The following is a 20,451-nucleotide window of genomic DNA, read 5'->3' on the forward strand; positions in this document are numbered from 1 at the left end:
AATCAGTTCAGATCAATGGGCACCGGCATGCCGCCGTGCACGGCGCAGCGGCTGTGCTTTGGCCAGGGCTTGTGGTGGCAGGTGGTGAGGGTGGGTATGCCGCCGTACGATGCGCAGCACGCCCCAGAGCATGGCCGCCGCGACGCTGAGCCACATGCCGAGCAGTAACAGAATTGCCATTGTCAGGCTCATGTGTGCCTCCTTCTCTCTGGCGAGCCGGGCTCGCCATCCAGACACAGCTTTAGTCTAGCCTGGCGGCTGTGACGTTCCATTGACCGAAGGTCTAGTGCTTGGGTCGTTTCGTTCCAAGCCGCCGCCGGGCTATACCCGGACGCTCGCGCAGCCTATGATCGGCGGTCATGGCCGGGCACTGGCGCCCGGTGTCGGATCAAGCGAGTGCCCATGTTGCCAAAGCCCCCCATGCCCCGGACGCCACGCCGCCTGCTGATCGCCTGCCTGGCGCTCGCGGCACTGGCTGGTTGTGCCAGCCCACCTTCGAGCGCACTCAAAGGCCTGGCGCAGCGGGTCGAAATCAGCAGCGTGCCGTTCTACCGCGGCAACGCCAACCACAGTGGTTCGATGGCCTTGGCGGCGGTGCTGTCGCGTCAGGGCGCGCCGATCACCCCAGGCCTGCTGGACAAGTCGTTGGGCCTGCCGCAAGCGGCCGAGACGCTGCAAGCCTCTATCCCCAAGGTGGCGCGCGAGTACGGCATGTTGGTCTACCCGCTGGACGCGCGGCTCGATGCCTTGCTGACCCAGGTGGCGGCGGGTTACCCGGTGCTGCTGCGTTACCAGGAGGGTTCGGCCTGGTGGAGCGAGCCGCGCTATGCCGTGCTGATCGGCTACGACCGTTACAAGCAGCGGGTGCTGCTGCGCTCGGGCATGCATCGGCGCCAGTTGCTGGGGTTTGCTGATTTCGAGTCGGCCTGGGCCAAGGAGGGTAACTGGGCGATACTGGTACAGTCGCCGCGGCAATTGCCGGCGCAGGTGGATCGCCAGCGCTGGTTGCAGGCGGCGGACGAGCTGGCCCGTGCCGGGCAGGAAATCGCTGCCAAGCAGGCAGTCAACAGCCTGGGGCATTGAGCGCAAAGGATGGCACAAGGCCGTAGGCGCCACCGCGCCCTGTAGGAGCCAGCTTGCTGGCGAAGCAGGCAGCGCGATGGCTGGCACCGGCTGTGCCGGTGTTCGCCGGCAAGCCACAGTATCCTGTAGGCGCCAGCCTTGCTGGCGAAACAGGCGCCGCGATGGGCCGCCAAGCGGCCCTGACCTCCTTAGAAGCCCAGGCGATCGCGCAGGCTGTAGTACCAGGCGCCGATGGCGCTGAACGGCACGCGCAGCATCTGCCCACCCGGGAACGGATAGTGCGGCAGGCCGGCGAAGGCGTCGAAGCGTTCGGCCTGGCCACGCAGGGCCTCGGCCAGCACCTTGCCCGCCAGGTGGGTGTAGGTCACGCCATGGCCGGAGCAGCCCTGGGAATAGTAGATGTTGTCGCCGATACGGCCGACCTGCGGCAGGCGCGACAGGGTCAGCAGGAAGTTGCCGGTCCAGGCGTAGTCGATCTTGACGTTCTTCAGTTGCGGGAAGGCCTTGAGCATCTTCGGCCGGATGATCGCCTCGATGTTCGCCGGATCGCGTGCGCCGTACACCACGCCACCGCCGAAGATCAGGCGCTTGTCGCGGGTCAGGCGGTAGTAGTCGAGCAGGTAGTTGCAGTCCTCGACGCAGTAGTCCTGGGGCAGCAGGGTGCGCGCCAGCTCTTCGCCCAGGGGCTCGGTGGTGATCACCTGGGTGCCGCACGGCATGGACTTGGCGGCCAGCTCCGGCACCAGGTTGCCCAGGTAGGCGTTGCCGGCGACGATGATGAACTTGGCCCGCACCTTGCCTTGCGGGGTGTGCACCACCGGGTTGGCGCCACGCTCGATGCGCACGGCCGGGGTTTGTTCATAGATGATGCCGCCCAGCGACTCGACCGCGGCGGCTTCGCCGAGGGCCAGGTTCAGTGGGTGGATATGGCCGCCGCTCATGTCGAGCATGCCGCCGATGTAGCTGTCGCAGGCCACCACTTCGCGGATGCGCTTCTGGTCCATCAGCTCCAGCTGGTTGTGGCCGAAGCGTTCCCACAGGCGTTTCTGCGATTCCAGGTGGCCCATCTGCTTGCTGGTCAGCGCGGCGAACACGCCGCCGTCCTTCAGGTCGCACTGGATGTTGTACTTGGCCACGCGCTCACGGATGATGCGGCCGCCCTCGAAGGCCATCTGGCCCAGCAGTTGCGCCTGCTTGGGGCCGACGGTGCGTTCGATGACGTCGATGTCGCGGCTGTAGCTGTTGACGATCTGGCCGCCGTTGCGGCCCGAGGCGCCGAAGCCGACCTTGGCCGCTTCGACGATGCTCACCTTGAAGCCGTTCTCCAGCAGGAACAGGGCGCTGGACAGGCCGGTGTAGCCGGCGCCGATGATGCACACATCGGTTTCCACCTCACCCTGCAGCGCCGGACGTGGCGGCACCGGGTTGGCCGAGGCGGCGTAGTAGGACTGGGGGTAGGGGGTGTTGGCCATGCTCGAGGAACCTCGTGTTTTATATTTTTAACGAATGTACCGATGCTATCAATAATAATAAACACCCGCTAGTCGTCCGGTGAAAATCCTTTACTGCCAGGGTGGCGTGGAGCTTCTGCAAATATTTTTAATATTCAGTGGGTTAGCGTGAAAAAAACAGTTGACACTGGGTTGTGATCGGGTAGAATGCGCCCCACACGACAGGCACATAGCTCAGTTGGTTAGAGCACCACCTTGACATGGTGGGGGTCGTTGGTTCGAGTCCAATTGTGCCTACCAAACATCGAGAAGGGCGATCCGCAAGGGTCGCCCTTTTTGCATTCTGGCCCTGCGCAGTTCCCTGTAGGAGCGGCCTTGCGTCGCGAAAGGGCTGCAACGCAGCCCCGGGGCCTCGGCGTCAAAGCACAAATCGACGGGGCCGCTGCGCGACCCTTTCGCGACGCAAGGCCGCTCCTACAAGGCTGCGAGATTCCACGGGCCACCTGAGCAGAGCTGGTGTGAAGCTTTTGCGCAAAGTTTTTGATTTTTTTGAAAAAAACGCTTTACAGGTGTGCATTCGATGTCTAATATGCGCCCCACACGACAGGCACATAGCTCAGTTGGTTAGAGCACCACCTTGACATGGTGGGGGTCGTTGGTTCGAGTCCAATTGTGCCTACCAAACATCGAGAAGGGCGATCCGCAAGGATCGCCCTTTTTGTTTTGCGTCGTTTTCAGTGCGCAAGCACCCTGGGTGCGGCGGGGCTAGGGTGCAGATGCTCGGCCAGGCAGCGAGCTGGTCAGCGCCGTGCGCAATATGGCGATGGCCTGGTCAATGGAGGGCCCCGGTATCGCCGGTGGCTCAGGGCGCTCGCAAAACTCTCGCCATACAAACAGGGTCAGCTCTGCGCCATCGGTTTGCGGCTCGCACGTCTGTAGTGAGCCAAACGCCTGGAGCGACCGGTATCGCTCGTCTTGCCAGAACAGGGTTTCGACCCAGGGGTAGATCGGGATGAAGTGGAAATGGATGGAGTGCCCCGCATCGTGACCAAACCGGCTGATGTACAGGCGCCGTGGCTGCAGATGCGTTTCGATGGCCTGTTGGATGCTCGCCTGCCATTGCCCTAGCTCTGCGAGCGCTGGCGCAGCCAGCGTGGCCAGCGAGTGGGTCATCTGCTTGGCGCTGAGGATCAGGTAGCCCGGCAACGCACTGTCGATACGGTGGTTCAAGACCCAGTGCGATGACTCATGAATGATGACGCGCGGCGGTATGTCCATATCACGGCCTTGTAGAGTAAGCGAGGCAGGGTATCACGCCTTGTCCAGCGCCGTAGCCGTGGGCGCCGGCTTTCGGGCCAGGGGCTGCAAGGCAGCCCCTGGCGAGTATCAGGCGCTGGCGGTCATCCAGCTACCTTGCCCAAGGCCTTGTCGCTGGCCTTGCCGCGCCCTCCCAGCCAGACCAGCAGCAACCCTGCCGCCGCCAGCAGGCCGCCGGCCATCGGCACGGCGGCGTAGCCCAGGTTCAAGCTGATCACCGCGCCACCCAGCGCCGCGCCCACGGCGTTGCCCAGGTTGAACGCGCCGACGTTGATCGATGAGGCCAGGCCAGGCGCTTCGATGGCGGCGATCATCACCCGCATCTGCAGCGGTGGTACCACGGCGAAGGTGAACACGCCCCATACCAGCAGGGCGATCGCCGCGCCGACATGGCTGCCGAGCACCAGCGGCATCAACAGCATGATCACCGCTAGCGCCGCCAGGAAGATCCGCGCCGCGCCATCCAGCGACCAGTCAGCCAGCTTGCCACCCAGGCTGTTGCCGAGGGTGAAGCCAACCCCGATCAGCACCAGGCCAAGGGTGACGAAGGCATCCGAAGCGCCGGTCAGTTCGCCGAGCACAGGGGCGACATAGGTGTACAAGGTGAACATGGCGCCGGCGCCGAGCACCGTGGTAGCCATGGCCAGCAGCACGCTGGGGCGGGCGATGACCGCCAGTTCCCGGCGCACATGCGGCACCTGGCCGCGTTCACCCTTGGGCAGGGCATACCACAGCGCGGCGATGGCCAGCAGGCCAAGCACCGAGGTGCCGGCAAACGCCATGCGCCAACCGACCTGCTGGCCGAGCCAGGTGGCCGCCGGCACGCCGCCGATGTTGGCGATGGTCAGGCCCATGAACATGGTGGCCACGGCGCTGGCCTGTTTCTCCTTGGGTACCACGCTGGCGGCCACCACCGCGCCCAGGCCGAAGAACGCGCCATGGTTGAGGCTGGTGATCAGCCGCGAGGCCAGCAGGGTGTAGTAGTCCGGTGCCAATGCCGAAAGCAGGTTGCCGACAGTGAAGATGCCCATCAGCATCATCAGCGCCGCGCGTTTGCCGAAGCGGCTGAACAGCAGGGTCATGATCGGTGCGCCGACCATCACGCCGATGGCGTAGGCGGTGATCAGCATGCCCGCGCTGGGGATGCTGGCATTGACGCCTTCGGCGATCACCGGCAACAGCCCCATGGGGGTGAATTCAGTGGTGCCGATGCCGAAGGCGCCGATGGCCAGGGCAAACAGGACGCGTCCGGGCTTCATGGTGCGCGCTCCGGGTTGTCCAGCGCGGTCAGGGGGCCTTGCATGCGGTGGAAGGTCAGGTCGCTGGCGGTGAAGAAGGCTTGCGAATGGCCTTTGCCGAAGTCATCGACATGCACCACGGTGGCGCCGTCGGCTTCTTGCCAGGAGATCACGTAGACGCCGTCGGCGATCTGCCGCCATTGGCATTCGGCTTCGCCACTGGCACCGGCATAAGGGCCGGAGACGATGGCATAGCGGATGTGCCGGCCGTCGTCGGAATAGATGTTGTGCGCGGCCAGGCCGTCGTACTCGACCTGAAAGCTGCGGCCCGCGAAGGTCGGCAGTGGGGTAGGGGTGGTGCTCATTTGCAGGCCTCCGGCAGCGCATGGGTATGGAATTGAGGTAGCACGAACTCGCCGATTTCGCGCAGGGTTTCGTCGAGCGGGCGCACGTTGCGGCGCAAATGCAGGCCGACATGGTCGACACCGACGGCGCGCAGGGCCTGGAGTTCGGCGATCAAGGCGTTGCGCCCACCGCGAAACCCGAAGCGCCAGCGGCGCAGGGGTTCATCGGCGCGCTCGGCCAGGTCCAGGTGGATGAAGCTGCTGTATGGCTTGCCGCCGGCCACCGCGCGCCAGGCCGCGACGCGGCGCTGGTGATCGTCGGGGGTGCCGGGGTAGGCCAGGCAGCCGTCCATGTTGTCGCCGATCCATGCCGGGCTCTGCTGCGCCAGGCCGGCCACCAGCAACGGCAGCGGCGTGGTGGTCGACGGCAGCACGGCCAGGCCTTCGGGCAGGTGCCCGTTGGCGCCGTCGCGCAGCAGGGCGACCTGCTCGCGGAAGGATTGGCCGCGCCCCTCGAAATCCCGGCCGAACAGCGGGTACTCCACGGGTCGGTCACCGCTGGCCACGCCCAGCAGCAGGCGGTTGCCCGACAGGCGCTGGACGCTGGCGGCCGACTTGAGGGTCAGCAGCGGTTCGCGAATCGGCAGCACCACCGCGGCGGTGCCGAGCAGGATCTGCTCGGTCACCCCGGCCAGGTAGCCGAGGTAGCTGAACACCTCGAATACCTGGGCGGCGTCGCCGAACGACGGGTCGTACAGTGGCACGTCACGGATCCACAGGGCGCGAAAGCCCAGGCGGTCGGCGAGTTTGGCCAGGTCGGCGTGCTGGCGCAGGTCCGGCTCGCCGAACTGGCGGCCGTCGCGGCGCCGGGCCTGGTCGCCGGCCGGGGTCCAGTCGTGGTCCAGCGGTGCTTCCAGGCCGATGCTGAAACCACCGGCGGTCAGGCGTTCGAGGGGCGTGGTCATGGCATCAATCCCAGATTGGCGCCAGGCCGTCAGGGCTGACTTCGCGACCGTTGCGTTCCAGGGTGGCGATGCGTGCCATGTCGTCGGCGTCCAGGCGCAGGTCGCGGGCAAGCAGGTTGCTGGCCAGGTTTTCGCGCTTGGTCGACGAAGGGATCACCGCATAGCCCAGTTGCATGGCCCAGGCCAGGGCAACCTGGGCGACGGTGGCCTTGTGCTTGGCGGCGATTTCGGCCAGTACCGGGTCCTTCAGCACCTTGCCGTAGGCCAGGGTCATGTAGGAGGTGGTGGTGACGCCTTGTTCCTTGAGGAACGCGGTCAGCTTGCTGTTTTGCAGGTACGGGCTGAGCTCGATCTGGTTGGTGGCGATCTCGCCTTTGCCGACCACCGCGATGGCCTGGCGGGTCAGTTCGATGTTGAAGTTGGAGACGCCGATCTGACGGGTCAGGCCCAGCTTCTTGGCTTCGGCCAGGGCCTCCATGTATTCGGCCAGTTCAACGCCGTTGCCCGGGGCTGGCCAGTGGATCAGCAGCAGGTCGACATGGTCGGTGCGCAGTTTCTGCAGGCTGTCTTTCAGGCTGGGGATCAGCTTGTCGGCGGCGTAGTTCTCAACCCAGATCTTGGTGGTGATGAACAGCTCGCTGCGCGGCACGCCGCTCTCGGCGATGGCCTGGCCGACGTCGGCTTCGTTCTGGTAGATCTGCGCGGTGTCGATGACACGGTAGCCCAGCTCCAGGGCCGACTTGACCGAATCGATGACGGCCTGGCCGGTGAGGCGGAAGGTGCCGAGGCCGAAGGATGGAATGCTCATGGATCTACTCCTGGTGGGGGATGAGGTGAACGAACCTGAAACAGTGTGATACGGGTTCGAGCCAGTGAGCGAAGTTTGCGGGGTTCGCGGGGTTTGATTAAGACCTCGGCGGGCCAAGGTCATTTGACCAGGAGTCATGAATGTATTGGTGGGTTGTGATCAGCGTGGGGTAATAGGTAGCGCAGGCCTGTTGCCATGTAACCGTTGAGCAAACGCGGCTAGGCGGGTATAGGAGGGAATCGACGAAGCTGTGGCCGACCGTATTTCCAGGAGCATCTGCTTTGCCAGTCAACGCCCGCTATCAACAGCGCTTCGACGCTGTGCTCGCCTATATCGAGGGCAACCTTGAGGGCGACTTGTCGGTGGATACCTTGAGCGCCGTGGCGCATTTCTCGGCGTTTCATTTCCACCGGCAGTTCAGTGCCTATGTCGGCGTGCCGGTGGCGCGCTACGTGCAACTGATGCGTTTGCGCCGGGCGGCCCATCGACTGCTCGGCGAGCCTCGACACTCGGTGCTGGAGGCCGCCCTGGCCGCGGGCTTCGAAAGCCCCGAGGCATTCAGCCGGGCGTTTCGCCGGGCCTTCGGCCAGGCGCCGGGCGCCTTTCGCCGTCAGCCCGACTGGCAGGTGTGGAATACGGTGTTCGCCATTCCCTACTTTTCCAGGAGCATCACCATGCAGGTACGAATCGTCGAGTTCGCCGCCGTCCGTCTCGCCGCGCTGGAGCACCGCGGGCCGCCCAACCAAGTCAGCGAGACCGTGCGCCGCTTCATTGACTGGCGCACCCGCAGCGGCCAGTCACCCGTGGCCAGTAGCCGCACGTTCGGGATTCCATTCAATAACCCCGATACCACCGCCCCCGAGGATTTTCGCTTTGCCGTTTGTGGCGAGATCGACCAGGCCGTGGCGGCCAATGCCCAGGGCGTGCATGAGCTGAGCTTGCCGGCCGGGCGTTGCGCGGTGGTGCGGCATGTGGGGTCGCCGGATCACATCGGCGAGACGATCTACCCGATCTACCGTGACTGGTTGCCCGATAGCGGCGAGGAACTGCGCGACCAGCCGCTGTTCTTTCACTACCTGAGCATCTATCCGCAGACGCCGTTGGAGCAGTGGCAGACGGACATCTATGTGCCTTTGCGCTGAGCGCAGGCGGGCTCGCTGGGTACCGTTGGCTTGCTGAGGCCTGCCAATCTGGTGCGATTGCTGTGGGGCGTGAGTACCGGCACAGCCGGTGTCAGGTGTCGCGGCGTCTGCTTCGCCAGCAAGGCTGGCTACGGGCGGGCAGGTCGCAGACGGCGTAGGAGCCGGCTTGCCGGCGAACACCGGCGTAGCCGGTGCCATCCACCGCGGCGCCTGCTTCGCCAGCAAGGCTGGCTCCTACGGGGTTGAGGCAGGTCACGGGCGTTGTATGAGCCGGCCTTGCCGGCGAACACCGGCGTAGCCGGTGCCATCCACCGCGGCGCCTGCTTCGCCAGCAAGGCTGGCTCCTACGGGGTTGAGGCAGGTCACGGGCGTTGTAGGAGCCGGCCTTGCCGGCGAACACCGGCGTAGCCGGTGCCATCCGCACCGCGTCGCCTGCTTCGCCAGCAACAGGTTGCGCGGTGAAGCGGCCCGCCATGGGGCGGGCCGCTTCGTTGCAGCAGGTGCGATCAGCGGCGGCGGAACAGTGGCAGCGGCTGGTCGGTGGCGCCCTGGTAGGTCACCGAGAAGTCCTTCAGGCTCTGCAACGCATCTTCCGGGTCCTTGTCGGCACGGATGGCGAAGGCGTCGAAGCCGCAGCGGGCCATGTAGAACAGCTGGTCGCGCAGCACGTCGCCAATGGCGCGCAACTCGCCCTTGAACTGGTAGCGGTCACGCAGCAGGCGCGCATTGGAGTAGTTGCGCCCATCGGTGAAGGCCGGGAAATTCAGGGCGATGACCTGGAAGTGCTGGACATCGGCACCGATTTCCTCGGCTTCCTCGTCGCTGTCCAGCCAGATGCCCAGGCCGCCGTCGCGGGCCTTGAGCAGGCTGGGGTGGTCGCGCCACAACTGCAGCGGCACGAGGTAGTCGTCGCAGTTGGTCAGCTCGTCGATCGACACGTCCTTGGGCAGCAGGTGCCAGGTTTCGTCGACGATCTGGTTGTTCTTAATGATTCGCTGCATAGACGCGCTCCTTGAAGGGGTCGATGCCGATACGCTGGTAAGTGTCGATGAAACGCTCGTCTTCGGTGCGTCGCTCGACGTATACGCTGATCAGCTTCTCGATCACATCGGCCATGTCGTCCTGGGCGAACGAAGGGCCGAGGATCTTGCCCAGGCTGGCGTCACGCGCGGCATTGCCGCCCAGCGATACCTGGTAGAACTCCTCGCCCTTCTTGTCCACGCCGAGGATGCCGATGTGGCCGACGTGGTGGTGGCCGCAGGCGTTCATGCAACCCGAGATGTTCAGGTCGAGCTCGCCGATGTCGAACAGGTAGTCCAGGTCGTCGAAACGGCGCTGGATGGACTCGGCGATCGGGATCGACTTGGCGTTGGCCAGCGAGCAGAAGTCGCCACCCGGGCAGCAGATGATGTCGGTCAGCAGGCCGATGTTCGGGGTGGCGAAGCCTTGCTCGCGCAGCGCCAGCCACAGCGCGTGCAATTGGCGCTGCTCGACGTCGGCAAGGATGATGTTCTGCTCGTGGGAGGTGCGCAGGTAGCCGAAGCTGTAGCGCTCGGCCAGTTCGGCGACGGCATCGAGCTGCTTGTCGGTCAAATCGCCCGGGGCAACGCCGGTGGGCTTGAGCGACAGGGTCACGGCGACGTAGCCCGGCTTCTTGTGCGCACGGGTGTTGCGCGAACGCCAGCGGGCGAAGCCTGGGTGCTCGGCGTCCAGGGCGCTGTAGTCGAGGTTGTCCAGGGCCAGGTACTCGGGGTCGACGAAGTGGCGGGCAACGCGCTGCACTTCGGCCTCGGTCAGGGTGGTGCTGCCGCCGCGCAGGTGGGCCATTTCGGCCTCGACCTTCTCGGCGAACACTTCCGGGGTGAGGGCCTTGACCAGGATCTTGATCCGCGCCTTGTACTTGTTGTCACGGCGGCCGTAACGGTTGTACACGCGCAGGATGGCGTCCAGGTAGCTGAGCAGGTCCTGCCAGGGCAGGAACTCGTTGATGAAGGCGCCAATCACCGGGGTACGGCCCAGGCCGCCACCGACCAGCACGCGGAAGCCCAACTCGCCGGCGGCATTGCGCACCGGCTCCAGGCCGATGTCGTGCACCTCGATGGCGGCGCGGTCGTCGCTCGAACCGTTCACGGCGATCTTGAACTTGCGCGGCAGGTAGGCGAATTCCGGGTGGAAGGTGGTCCACTGGCGGACGATCTCGCACCAGGGACGCGGGTCTACCAGCTCGTCGGCGGCGACACCGGCGAACTGGTCGGTGGTGACGTTGCGCAGGCAGTTGCCGCTGGTCTGGATCGCGTGCATCTGCACGGTGGCAAGCTCGGCGAGAATCTCCGGGATGTCCTCCAGTGCCGGCCAGTTGTACTGCACGTTCTGGCGGGTACTGATGTGCGCGTAGCCCTTGTCGTAGTCACGGGCGATCTTGGCCAGCATGCGCACCTGGCGGGCGTTCAGCTGGCCGTACGGCACGGCGACCCGCAGCATCGGGGCGAAACGTTGGATATAGAGGCCGTTCTGCAGACGCAGAGGGCGGAATTCTTCTTCGCTCAGCTCTCCGGCCAGGTAGCGGCGGGTCTGATCACGGAACTGCTTGACGCGGTCCTCGATGATCCGCTGATCGTACTCGTCGTATACGTACATAAAAGTCCTGTCTCAGGCTGCATGCAGCTAATCGCGCGCACGGCCGCGCACTCCGGTTCGGAGCCGAGGAACGATAGCAGAGTGGGTTTATGCGCTAAAGTGATGTTTTTGCATATGAAAAGAACCAATTGGACTAAGTGAGACTGACTGGCATTTATCCGCGCCGGGCCTGGCTGGCGGTATAATCCGCGGTTTGCTCTGCAGGGATGTAACGCATGCTCAAGGCCTTGTGCCAGGGCCTGTGCCTGAGCCTGCCGCTGGTGGCAGGCGCACAGGCCGCTTCGGTGGTGTTTCTCAACCCGGGCTATTCCAACGAAACCTTCTGGGTCGATTATTCGCGTTTCATGCAGGCCGCCGCGACGGGCCTGGGCATGCAGCTGCGCGTGCAGTACAGCGAGCGCCGCGCCGACCTGGCGCTGACCCAGGCCCGGGCGCTGCTGCACGGCACGCAGCGCCCGGACTACCTGGTGCTGGTCAACGAGCAGTACGTGGCGCCGGAGATCATTCGCCTGTCGCGGGGCACCGGGGTCAAGTTGTTCCTGGTCAACAACGGCCTGACCGACAGCCAGGCGCACAGCGTGCAGGCGCAGCCGGACAAATACCCCGAGGTGCTTGGCACCCTGGTGAGCAACGATGAAGCGGCCGGCTACCAGATGCTCAAGGCGATGGTGGCGCAGCTCCCGGCGGATGCCGGCACGGTCGACCTGCTGGCGTTCGCCGGGGTCAAGACCACGCCGGCTTCGCAGTTGCGCGAGCAAGGCATGCGCCGGGCACTGGCGGACTACCCCCAGGTGCGCCTGCGCCAGGTGGTGTATGGCGGCTGGAGCCGGCAGCGGGCGTTCGAGCAGGCGCAGCTATTGTTGCAGCGCTACCCCGAGACCCGGCTGGTGTGGTCGGCCAACGACCAGATGGCCTTTGGCGCCATGCAGGCATTCGAGGCGGCGGGCCGCCGGCCGGGCCAGGATGCGATCTTCAGCGCGGTCAACAGCTCGCCCGAGGCGTTGCGCGCGCGTATCGACGGGCGTTTGGCGGTGCTGATGGGCGGGCACTTCACCCTGGGTGGCTGGGCCATGGTCATGCTCCACGACGATGCCCTGGGCCTGGCCCTGGACCGCGACGGGCAGCGCGAGCACAGCGTGCCGGCGCTGCAGTTGATCGACCCGGCCAAGGCCCGGCGCTGGCTCCGGCTGCTGGAGCAGGACAACCACGGCATCGACTTCCAGCGCTACAGCGCCGAGGGGCGCCCGGCGGATTTTCGCTATCCGTTCCTGACGTCACCCGTCGACTATTGAAAGACCCTGCTTGAGCGATGGGCATTGCTGGACTTAACTGCTGCTTGAAGTGCATTCCCAGAACCACTACAAGAGGCAATGCAATGGGAAACTCAACCAAGCTGCGCAAAACTGACAGCAGTGTCGACGCCTGGGCGATCCTGTGTCTGATCGTGCTGGTGGTGGTCACCGCGGTGTATTGGGTCAGCCATCAGTAGCGGCCAAACCTTTCAGACCGTCAAGCCTGCCTGAACCGCCCGCGGAAGGGATATCCGCGGGCGGCTTGCGTTTGCGCGCAGCTGTCTTCTGTAGGCGCGGCCTTGTGTCGCGAAAGGGCTGCGCAGCGGCCCCGGCGATCTTCACGCCATTGGCGATCTACAGGGGCCGCTTTGCGGCCCTTTCGCGACACAAGGCCGCGCCTACAGGGGGCGTGAGCCAGGTCCGCGCCGCTAGCGCGCGGTCAGGTGCATCGCCAGTTGCACCAGGCCGATCAGCACCAAGATGAAGATCAGGGTGAACAGCGTCCCCATGATGATGAAATGGCTGGCCTTGCCGTAGGTGAAGTCGCGGGCGCGGTTCTTGCCGCTCTGCACGCCGAAGGCGGCAGCCAGGATGCTTTGCAGCATTTGCCAGAAGGTGGGCGGTGTGCCCGGGGTGCGGTCGTCCATGAGTGGCTCCTTGGTCAGAGGCAATCAGGGACAGTGTAGGCGAGTCTGAGCCTGCCTTGCTGGCGAAGGCGCTTGCGCCATTCGCCAGCAAGGCGGGTGCCTACCGGGGCAATCTCAGCTCTCGTAGCCCAGGTTCGGCGCCAGCCAGCGCTCGCTGACGCTGATGTCCTGGCCCTTGCGTGCGCTGTACTGTTCGACCTGGTCCTTGTCCACCTTGCCCACGGCGAAGTACTGCGCCTGCGGGTGGGCGAAGTACCAGCCGCTGACCGCCGCCGCCGGGAACATGGCGAAGTGCTCGGTGAGGAACACGCCGCTGGGGCCGGTCTCGCCGATGGCGCTGCCGTCGAGCAGGCGGAACAGGGTTTCCTTCTCGGTGTGGTCGGGGCAGGCCGGGTAGCCCGGGGCCGGGCGGATGCCGCTGTACTGCTCCTTGATCAGCGCCTCGTTGTCCAGGTGTTCGTCCTTGGCGTAGCCCCAGTGTTCCTTGCGCACCTGTTCGTGCAGCCATTCGGCGCAGGCCTCGGCCAGGCGGTCGGCCAGGGCCTTGACCATGATCGAGCTGTAGTCGTCGCCCTTGTCCTGGTAGGCCTTGGCCACTTCCTCGGCGCCGATGCCGGCGGTGGTGATGAAACCGCCGACGTAGTCGCTGACGCCGCTGGTTTTCGGCGCGACGAAGTCGGCCAGCGACCAGTTCGGCTTGCCGTCGGGCTTGATGGTCTGCTGGCGCAGGTGGTGCAGGGTGGCCAGCGGCTGGCCGTCGTCGCCATAGACCTCGATGTCGTCGTCGGCGACCTGGTTGGCCGGCCAGAAGCCGAACACCGCGCGGGCGCTGATCAGCTTCTCGTCGATCAGCTTGTCGAGCATCTCGCGGGCGTCCTGGTACAGCGCCGTGGCCGCTTCGCCGACCACCTCGTCGGTGAGGATGCGCGGGAACTTGCCGGCCAGGTCCCAGGAGATGAAGAACGGCGTCCAGTCGATGTATTCGGCCAAGGTGCGCAGGTCGATGTCCTCGAGCACCTTGACGCCGGTGAAGGTGGGCACCGCGGCCTGGTAGCCGGCCCAGTCGTACTGTGGCTTGGCGGCGATGGCCTGGGCATAGCTCAGTCGCTCGGTGCGGGCGCTGCGGTTGGCGGTGCGCTCGCGCACCTCGACGTATTCCTGGCGGGTCTTGTCGACGAAACCGGGCTTGAGCTCCTTGGACAACAACTGGGTGGCCACGCCCACCGCGCGCGAGGCGTCGGTGACGTAGATCACCGCATCGTTGGAGTACTTGGGCTCGATCTTCACCGCCGTGTGCGCCTTGGAGGTGGTGGCGCCACCGATCATCAGCGGCAGGTTGAAGCCCTGGCGCTGCATCTCGCGGGCAACGTGGACCATCTCGTCCAGCGACGGGGTGATCAGCCCGGACAGGCCGATGATGTCGCACTTCTGCTCACGGGCGGTCTGCAGGATCTTCTCGGCCGGGACCATCACGCCCATGTCGACGATGTCATAGCCGTTACAGCCCAGCACCACGCCAACGATGTTCTTGCCGATGTCATGCACATCGCCCTTGACCGTGGCCATGAGGATCTTGCCCTTGGCCTCGGGCTTGTCGCCTTTTTCGGCCTCGATGAAGGGGATCAGGTGAGCCACGGCCTGCTTCATGACGCGGGCCGACTTGACCACCTGGGGCAGGAACATCTTGCCGGCGCCGAACAGGTCGCCGACCACGTTCATGCCGCTCATCAGCGGACCTTCGATGACCTCGATGGGGCGCGCGGCCTGCTGGCGGCACTCTTCGGTGTCTTCGACGATATAGGCGGTGATGCCCTTGACCAGCGCATGCTCGAGGCGCTTGTCCACCGGCATCGAGCGCCATTCCTCGTTCTCGACTTCCTTGGTGGCGCCGCCGCCTTTGTAGTCGTCGGCGATCGCCAGCAGGGCGTCGGTGCCGTGCGGGGTACGGTTGAGCACCACGTCCTCGACCTTTTCGCGCAGGGCCGGCGGGATCTCGTCATAGATCTCCAGCTGGCCGGCGTTGACGATGCCCATGGTCAGGCCGTTCTGGATCGCGTGGTAGAGGAACACCGAATGGATCGCCTCGCGCACCGGATTGTTGCCGCGGAACGAGAACGACACGTTCGATACGCCGCCCGAGCTCAAGGCATACGGCAGATGATCGCGGATGTAGGCGCAGGCCTCGATGAAGTCGACGGCGTAGTTGTTGTGCTCCTCGATGCCGGTGGCGACGGCGAAGATGTTCGGGTCGAAGATGATGTCTTCCGGCGGGAAGCCCACCTCGTTGACCAGGATGTCATAGCTGCGCTGGCAGATCTCGCGCTTGCGCGCGGCGGTGTCGGCCTGGCCGACCTCGTCGAAGGCCATCACCACCACCGCGGCGCCGTAGCGCTTGCACAGGCGGGCGTGGTGCTTGAACTGCTCGACGCCTTCCTTCATGGAAATGGAGTTGACGATGCCCTTGCCCTGGATGCATTTGAGCCCCGCCTCGATCACCTCCCACTTGGAGGAGTCGATCATGATCGGCACCCGCGAGATGTCCGGCTCGCCGGCGATCAGGTTGAGGAAGCGGACCATGGCGGCCTGGGAATCGAGCATCCCTTCGTCCATGTTGATGTCGATCACCTGGGCGCCGGCCTCGACCTGCTGCAGGGCCACCTCGAGCGCCTCGGTGTAGTTCTCCTCGCGGATCAGCCGGGCGAACTTGGCGGAGCCAGTGATGTTGGTACGCTCGCCGACGTTGACGAACAACGACTGGCGGTCGATGGTGAACGGCTCCAGGCCCGACAGGCGGCAAGCCTTGGGGATGTCCGGGATGGCCCGTGGCTTGTGCTTGGCCACGGCCTCGGCGATGGCCTGGATGTGCGGTGGGGTGGTGCCGCAGCAGCCGCCGATGATGTTGAGAAAGCCGCTGGCGGCGAATTCCTCGACCACCGCGGCCATCTCGGCCGGGGTCTCGTCGTACTCGCCGAAGGCGTTGGGCAGGCCGGCGTTGGGGTGGGCGCTAACGTGGGTATCGGCCTTGGTCGCCAGCTCTTCGAGGTAGGGGCGCAGGTCCTTGGCGCCGAGGGCGCAGTTCAGGCCCACCGAGATCGGCTTGGCGTGGCGCACCGAGTTCCAGAACGCCTCGGTGGTCTGGCCCGACAGGGTGCGGCCGGAGGCGTCGGTGATGGTGCCGGAGATCATGATCGGCAACTCGACATCGTCCTCCTCGAACACCTGCTGCACGGCGAAGATCGCCGCCTTGGCGTTGAGGGTGTCGAAGATGGTCTCGATCAGGATCAGGTCGGCGCCGCCCTCGATCAGGCCGCGGGTGGCTTCGGTGTAGTTGCTCACCAGCTCGTCGAAGGTGACGTTGCGATAGCCTGGGTCGTTGACGTCGGGGGAAATCGAGCAGGTGCGGCTGGTCGGGCCGAGCACGCCGGCGACGAAGCGTGGCTTGTCGGGGGTCTCCAGGGTCTTGGCGTCGGCGACCTGGCGGGCGATGCGCGCGCCTTGCACGTTGAGCTCGTACACCAGCGCTTCCATGCCGTAGTCGGCCTGGGAAATCTGCGTGGCGTTGAAGGTGTTGGTCTCGAGGATATCGGCGCCGGCGTCCAGGTAGGCCTTCTCGATGGCGGCGATGACATCGGGGCGGCTGAGCAGCAGCAAATCATTATTGCCTTTGACATCGCTTGGCCAATCGGCGAAGCGCGTGCCACGATAGTCGTGTTCCTCGAGGCGGTAACTCTGGATCATAGTACCCATGCCGCCGTCGAGGATCAGAATGCGCTCTTTGAGTGCGTGCTGGAGTGCTTGTAAACGAGCGCTGCGGTCGGACATAGGACTACCTGGTCGGGCAAATATCAGAAGGTGCCGATAATAACAAAGCTGCACGGATTTTAGGCGCATCGCCCATTTGCATGAATTTCCCTCATGTTGGCGCCGCGCCCCCAACACCTCAGGACCCGCCAGGCTCATCGTGATGGCTTTAAATTACCAGGACTATCGGCACATGCTGTATCGCATACTGGCCAGCGCCTTCGCCTTGCTCATCAGCGGCGTGGCGTTCGCGCAGGCCCCCCAATCGAGCCCGACGATTTCATATACCCGGGACATCCAACCGATCTTCACCGACAAGTGCGTGGCCTGCCACGCCTGCAACGACGCGGCCTGCCAGCTCAACCTGGGCAGCGCCGAGGGCGCCGAGCGCGGCGCGTCGAAGGTGCCGGTCTACCAGGGCGAGCGCAGCCAGGCGGTGCCCACCACGCGGCTGTTCTACGACGCCCGCGACGAAGCCGGCTGGCGCAAGCAGGGCTTCTACTCGGTGCTCGACAAGCAGGGCAGCCAGGCCGCGCTGATGGCGCGCATGCTCGAGCTCGGCCACAAGACGCCGCTCACGCCCAACGCCAAGCTGCCCGAGGAGATCGTCCTGGGGCTGACCCGCAACAACATGTGCCCGCTGCCCCACGAGTTCGACGCCTACGCCGGCGCCCATCCCAAGGAGGGCATGCCGCTGGCGGTCACCGGCCTCAGCGACCAGGAGTACCAGACCCTGCAGCGCTGGCTGGCGGCAGGTGCGCCGGTGGAGCGCAACCCGATCCAGCCCAGCGCGGTGGAAGCCAAGCAGATCGCCGACTGGGAAGAGCTGCTCAACCGCCCCGGTTCGACCGAGGCGCTGGTCGGCCGCTGGCTGTACGAGCACCTGTTCCTGGCGCACATTCACTTCGTCGGCGGCGAGCCGGGCCACTACTTCCAGTGGGTGCGCTCGCGCACGCCAAGCGGCCAGCCGGTCGACCTGATCGCCACGCGCCGGCCCAACGACCCACCGGGCACCGATTTCTACTATCGGCTGATCCCGGTGCAGGGCGTGATCGTGCACAAGACCCACATCACCTACCCGATGGGCCCGCAGAAGCTCAAGCGGGTCAAGCAGCTGTTCTACAGCGGCGACTGGCATGCCAGCGCGCTGCCGGGCTACGGCCCGCGCCACCGCGCCAACCCGTTCGAGACCTTCGAGGCGATCCCGGCGGTGGCCCGCTACCAGTTCATGCTGGATAACGCCGAATACTTCGTGCGCACCTTCATCCGCGGCCCGGTGTGCCGTGGGCAGATCGCCACCGACGTGATCCGCGACAACTTCTGGGCGCTGTTCCAGGAACCGGCCCACGACCTGTACATCACCGATGCCCAGTACCGTGGCCAGGCCACGCCGCTGTTGGCCATGCCGGGGCAGATCGACGATGTCGGCAGCGTGCTGAGCCTGTGGCATGCCTACCGCGACAAACGCAACGAATACGAGGCGCTGCGCCGTGAAGCCTACGCCGAGCAACCGGCGCCGAGCTGGTCGAGCCTGTGGGCCGGCAACGACAATGCGCTGCTGAGCATCTTCCGCCACTTCGACAGCGCCTCGGTGACCAAGGGCCTGATCGGTGACGTGCCGCTGACCATGTGGCTGTTCGACTACCCGCTGTTCGAGCGCACCTACTACCAGTTGGCGGTCAATTTCGATGTGTTCGGCAACGTCTCGCACCAGTTGCAGACGCGCCTGTACTTCGACCTGATCCGCAACGGCGCCGAGATCAACTTCCTGCGCCTGATGCCGGCCGACGCCCGTGGCCATATCCTCAGCGACTGGTACCAGAACAGCGGCAAGGTAAAGATGTGGATGGACTACGAGGACATCGACACCAGCACCGCGAGCGCGCTGAAGCTGGACCCGCGCGACCCCAAGCGCGACTTCGGCCTTAAACTGCTGGAACGCACCGGCAGCCTCAACGCCGCGCCCGACCCGATCAACCGCTGCAAGGGCGCCCATTGCTCGCGGGCGCAGATGCCGGTCGAGTTCCGTGACGCCGAGCAGACCCTCAGCCGCCTGGTGTCGCGCCCGGCAGCGGGGCTCAAGGTGATCGGCCAGTTGCCCGAGGCGACCATGCTGCGCATCGAAGGGCAGGGCGGCCAGCGCCAGGTCTACAGCCTGCTGCGCAACCGCGCCCACAGCAACGTGGCGTTCCTGCTGGGCGAGGCCTCGCGCTACCAACCGGGGCTGGACAGCCTGACCCTGTACCCGGGCGTGCTCAGCAGCTACCCGAACTTCATCTTCAACATTCCGGCGGCCGATGTGCCGGAGTTCGTCGAGGACATGGAGGCGGCGCGCGACGACAGCGCCAAGTTCGAGCGCATCGTCATGCGCTGGGGCGTGCGTCGCAGCCATCCGCAGTTCTGGCAGTACTTCCATGACCTGACCCGCTACATCCAGGAAACCGACCCGGTGGAAGCCGGCGTGCTCGACATGAACCGCTACGAGAACCTCTGATCGGCCCGCCGGGAAGGGCGCCCGACCTTTCCCGGCATCCTGCGGTCGGAACCGGTGAGCGGTTTCGGTCGAGACGGCCTTGCGCTCATCGCGGGCTTGCCCCGCGATGAGCGTGGCCTGATCGCCGATGCTTCAACGCACCGGCAATCGCAGGGTATTTCATGCTGTATTCGCTTCAGGCTCTCCGGGCATTCGCCGCCTGGGTGGTGGTCTGCCACCACTTCATGCAGATCTTCTTCGACTTCCACGCCAGCGGCCCCGTCGGCCAACTGCTCGCCGACCGCGGGGCGGTGGGGGTGGACATCTTCTTTGTCATCAGTGGGCTGGTGATCTACCTGTCGACCCGCGACAAAGCCATCGCCCCTGGGCAGTTCCTGCTCAACCGCGCCCTGCGCATCGTGCCCGCCTACTGGTTCTACACCCTGCTGATGGCCGTGCTGATGCTGATCGCCAGCCGCTGGATGCCGCACCAGGTGTTCGAATGGCAGCACCTGCTGCTGTCGCTGCTGTTCATTCCGGCCGAGAATCCGGGCGGCTACGGGCTGTACCCGACCCTCAACGTCGGCTGGACGCTGAACTTCGAGATGTTCTTCTACCTGCTGTTCGGCCTGGCCTTCCTGGTGCGCCAGCGCCACCACCTGCTGCTGGTCACCGCGGCGTTGCTTTTGGTCAGCGAAGTGCTGGGGCGCCTGGGTGTGCTCAGCCGCTTCTACCACAACGACATCGTCTACGAGTTCCTGCTCGGCATCGGCCTGGGCGTGCTGTACCGCCGCGGCCTGGTGCGCGAGGGGTTGTGGCTGCCGCTGGGGCTGCTGGTGCTGGCCGCGGTGGCGCTGTACCACCTGGACGCCTCGCTGCGCCTGCTGCACTGGGGCGTGCCCAGCGCCCTGGTGGTACTGGCGTTCATCGCCCTGGAGCCGTACTTCAAGGGCAAGCGCCTGCTCAAGGCGCTGGGCGATTGCTCGTATTCGGTGTACCTGGTGCATGTGCTGGTGCTCTACGCCGGGCTGTTCGCCAGCGAACGGCTGCGCCTGAACCCGTACCTGGTGTTCGCCCTGTGCGTGCCGTCAATCGGACTAATGTCGTGGTTCAGCTACCACTGGCTGGAACGCGGCCTGTACCAGCGGCTGCAGGCCGCGTTCGCGGCACGATCGGGCCGGGAGCCGGCGCTGGCGCTATCCCGAGTCAAATACTAGGACTTTGTTCAAGGGCTGGGTTGGCGTACACTGCCG

General features: G+C 65.3%; 16 protein-coding genes and 2 tRNA genes. 7 read left to right on the top strand and 11 right to left on the bottom strand.

The window, feature by feature from the left end:
• Nucleotides 1-12 precede the first annotated feature (12 nt).
• A complete protein-coding gene (locus tag KSS95_RS12365; protein WP_217853907.1) occupies nt 13-192 on the bottom strand; it encodes a hypothetical protein in 180 nt (59 codons plus the stop codon).
• Nucleotides 193-420: 228 nt separating this feature from the next.
• Here KSS95_RS12365 and KSS95_RS12370 point away from each other — a divergent pair, with 228 nt between their 5' ends.
• A complete protein-coding gene (locus KSS95_RS12370) occupies nt 421-1,083 on the top strand; it encodes a peptidase C39 family protein (protein WP_496198559.1) in 663 nt (220 codons plus the stop codon).
• Nucleotides 1,084-1,271: 188 nt separating this feature from the next.
• On the opposite strand, the gene KSS95_RS12375 is transcribed toward KSS95_RS12370, so the two are convergent.
• On the bottom strand, nt 1,272-2,555 hold the full coding sequence (locus KSS95_RS12375) for an NAD(P)/FAD-dependent oxidoreductase (RefSeq protein WP_217847400.1): 1,284 nt from the start codon (nt 2,553-2,555) through the stop codon (nt 1,272-1,274).
• A gap of 202 nt (nt 2,556-2,757) precedes the next feature.
• On the opposite strand from KSS95_RS12375, the gene KSS95_RS12380 reads away from it, so the two are divergent.
• Nucleotides 2,758-2,834 (top strand) — tRNA-Val (locus KSS95_RS12380).
• A 305-nt stretch (nt 2,835-3,139) separates the two neighbouring features.
• Nucleotides 3,140-3,216: transfer RNA gene (locus tag KSS95_RS12385), tRNA-Val, on the top strand.
• An 83-nt stretch (nt 3,217-3,299) separates the two neighbouring features.
• On the opposite strand, the gene KSS95_RS12390 is transcribed toward KSS95_RS12385, so the two are convergent.
• The 5 genes from KSS95_RS12390 to dkgB form a co-directional block, all read right to left on the bottom strand.
• Nucleotides 3,300-3,812, bottom strand: a complete 513-nt coding sequence (locus KSS95_RS12390) for an HIT family protein (protein WP_217847401.1) — start codon at nt 3,810-3,812, stop codon at nt 3,300-3,302.
• Between the two features lie 122 nt (nt 3,813-3,934).
• Nucleotides 3,935-5,110, bottom strand: a complete 1,176-nt coding sequence (locus tag KSS95_RS12395) for an MFS transporter (protein ID WP_217847402.1) — start codon at nt 5,108-5,110, stop codon at nt 3,935-3,937.
• Nucleotides 5,107-5,454 carry a MoaF-related domain-containing protein gene (locus KSS95_RS12400; protein ID WP_217847403.1) on the bottom strand — a complete coding sequence of 116 codons (348 nt, stop codon included), beginning with the start codon at nt 5,452-5,454 and terminating at the stop codon, nt 5,107-5,109. The genes KSS95_RS12395 and KSS95_RS12400 overlap by 4 nt, the downstream gene beginning before the upstream one ends.
• On the bottom strand, nt 5,451-6,398 hold the full coding sequence (locus tag KSS95_RS12405; RefSeq protein ID WP_217847404.1) for a TIGR03571 family LLM class oxidoreductase: 948 nt from the start codon (nt 6,396-6,398) through the stop codon (nt 5,451-5,453). The genes KSS95_RS12400 and KSS95_RS12405 overlap by 4 nt, the downstream gene beginning before the upstream one ends.
• A gap of 4 nt (nt 6,399-6,402) precedes the next feature.
• Nucleotides 6,403-7,206 carry a 2,5-didehydrogluconate reductase DkgB gene (gene dkgB / locus KSS95_RS12410; protein WP_217847405.1) on the bottom strand — a complete coding sequence of 268 codons (804 nt, stop codon included), beginning with the start codon at nt 7,204-7,206 and terminating at the stop codon, nt 6,403-6,405.
• A gap of 281 nt (nt 7,207-7,487) precedes the next feature.
• On the opposite strand from dkgB, the gene KSS95_RS12415 reads away from it, so the two are divergent.
• Entirely contained in the window at nt 7,488-8,348 is an 861-nt protein-coding gene (locus KSS95_RS12415; RefSeq protein WP_217847406.1) for an AraC family transcriptional regulator, read from the top strand.
• A gap of 506 nt (nt 8,349-8,854) precedes the next feature.
• On the opposite strand, the gene KSS95_RS12420 is transcribed toward KSS95_RS12415, so the two are convergent.
• Entirely contained in the window at nt 8,855-9,349 is a 495-nt protein-coding gene (locus KSS95_RS12420; protein WP_217847407.1) for a DUF934 domain-containing protein, read from the bottom strand.
• Nucleotides 9,333-10,985, bottom strand: a complete 1,653-nt coding sequence (locus tag KSS95_RS12425; RefSeq protein ID WP_217847408.1) for a nitrite/sulfite reductase — start codon at nt 10,983-10,985, stop codon at nt 9,333-9,335. Before KSS95_RS12425 ends, KSS95_RS12420 begins: the two co-directional genes overlap by 17 nt.
• 215 nt (nt 10,986-11,200) lie before the next feature.
• On the opposite strand from KSS95_RS12425, the gene KSS95_RS12430 reads away from it, so the two are divergent.
• Complete coding sequence (locus KSS95_RS12430; RefSeq protein ID WP_217847409.1) at nt 11,201-12,277, top strand: ABC transporter substrate-binding protein; 1,077 nt, start codon at nt 11,201-11,203, stop codon at nt 12,275-12,277.
• A gap of 428 nt (nt 12,278-12,705) precedes the next feature.
• On the opposite strand, the gene KSS95_RS12435 is transcribed toward KSS95_RS12430, so the two are convergent.
• Both KSS95_RS12435 and metH read right to left on the bottom strand, forming a co-directional pair.
• A complete protein-coding gene (locus KSS95_RS12435) occupies nt 12,706-12,924 on the bottom strand; it encodes a DUF2970 domain-containing protein (protein ID WP_217847410.1) in 219 nt (72 codons plus the stop codon).
• A gap of 114 nt (nt 12,925-13,038) precedes the next feature.
• Nucleotides 13,039-16,746 (bottom strand): methionine synthase, encoded by a 3,708-nt coding sequence (gene metH, locus KSS95_RS12440; protein ID WP_217847411.1) that lies wholly within the window; start codon nt 16,744-16,746, stop codon nt 13,039-13,041.
• 172 nt (nt 16,747-16,918) lie between these two features.
• On the opposite strand from metH, the gene KSS95_RS12445 reads away from it, so the two are divergent.
• Both KSS95_RS12445 and KSS95_RS12450 read left to right on the top strand, forming a co-directional pair.
• Complete coding sequence (locus KSS95_RS12445) at nt 16,919-19,219, top strand: fatty acid cis/trans isomerase (RefSeq protein WP_217847412.1); 2,301 nt, start codon at nt 16,919-16,921, stop codon at nt 19,217-19,219.
• 161 nt (nt 19,220-19,380) lie between these two features.
• Nucleotides 19,381-20,415 (top strand): acyltransferase family protein, encoded by a 1,035-nt coding sequence (locus KSS95_RS12450; protein WP_217847413.1) that lies wholly within the window; start codon nt 19,381-19,383, stop codon nt 20,413-20,415.
• The last annotated feature ends 36 nt before the right edge of the window (nt 20,416-20,451 follow it).

Source organism: Pseudomonas muyukensis, assembly GCF_019139535.1.
GTDB lineage: Bacteria > Pseudomonadota > Gammaproteobacteria > Pseudomonadales > Pseudomonadaceae > Aquipseudomonas > Aquipseudomonas muyukensis.

Bases quoted from the DNA above. Each gene is read 5' to 3' on its own strand.
- KSS95_RS12365 (WP_217853907.1), bottom strand. From the start codon at position 192: ATGAGCCTGACAATGGCAATTCTGTTACTGCTCGGCATGTGGCTCAGC.
- KSS95_RS12370 (WP_496198559.1), top strand. From the start codon at position 421: ATGCCCCGGACGCCACGCCGCCTGCTGATCGCCTGCCTGGCGCTCGCG.
- KSS95_RS12375 (WP_217847400.1), bottom strand. From the start codon at position 2,555: ATGGCCAACACCCCCTACCCCCAGTCCTACTACGCCGCCTCGGCCAAC.
- KSS95_RS12390 (WP_217847401.1), bottom strand. From the start codon at position 3,812: ATGGACATACCGCCGCGCGTCATCATTCATGAGTCATCGCACTGGGTC.
- KSS95_RS12395 (WP_217847402.1), bottom strand. From the start codon at position 5,110: ATGAAGCCCGGACGCGTCCTGTTTGCCCTGGCCATCGGCGCCTTCGGC.
- KSS95_RS12400 (WP_217847403.1), bottom strand. From the start codon at position 5,454: ATGAGCACCACCCCTACCCCACTGCCGACCTTCGCGGGCCGCAGCTTT.
- KSS95_RS12405 (WP_217847404.1), bottom strand. From the start codon at position 6,398: ATGACCACGCCCCTCGAACGCCTGACCGCCGGTGGTTTCAGCATCGGC.
- dkgB (WP_217847405.1), bottom strand. From the start codon at position 7,206: ATGAGCATTCCATCCTTCGGCCTCGGCACCTTCCGCCTCACCGGCCAG.
- KSS95_RS12420 (WP_217847407.1), bottom strand. From the start codon at position 9,349: ATGCAGCGAATCATTAAGAACAACCAGATCGTCGACGAAACCTGGCAC.
- KSS95_RS12425 (WP_217847408.1), bottom strand. From the start codon at position 10,985: ATGTACGTATACGACGAGTACGATCAGCGGATCATCGAGGACCGCGTC.
- KSS95_RS12430 (WP_217847409.1), top strand. From the start codon at position 11,201: ATGCTCAAGGCCTTGTGCCAGGGCCTGTGCCTGAGCCTGCCGCTGGTG.
- KSS95_RS12435 (WP_217847410.1), bottom strand. From the start codon at position 12,924: ATGGACGACCGCACCCCGGGCACACCGCCCACCTTCTGGCAAATGCTG.
- metH (WP_217847411.1), bottom strand. From the start codon at position 16,746: ATGTCCGACCGCAGCGCTCGTTTACAAGCACTCCAGCACGCACTCAAA.
- KSS95_RS12445 (WP_217847412.1), top strand. From the start codon at position 16,919: ATGCTGTATCGCATACTGGCCAGCGCCTTCGCCTTGCTCATCAGCGGC.
- KSS95_RS12450 (WP_217847413.1), top strand. From the start codon at position 19,381: ATGCTGTATTCGCTTCAGGCTCTCCGGGCATTCGCCGCCTGGGTGGTG.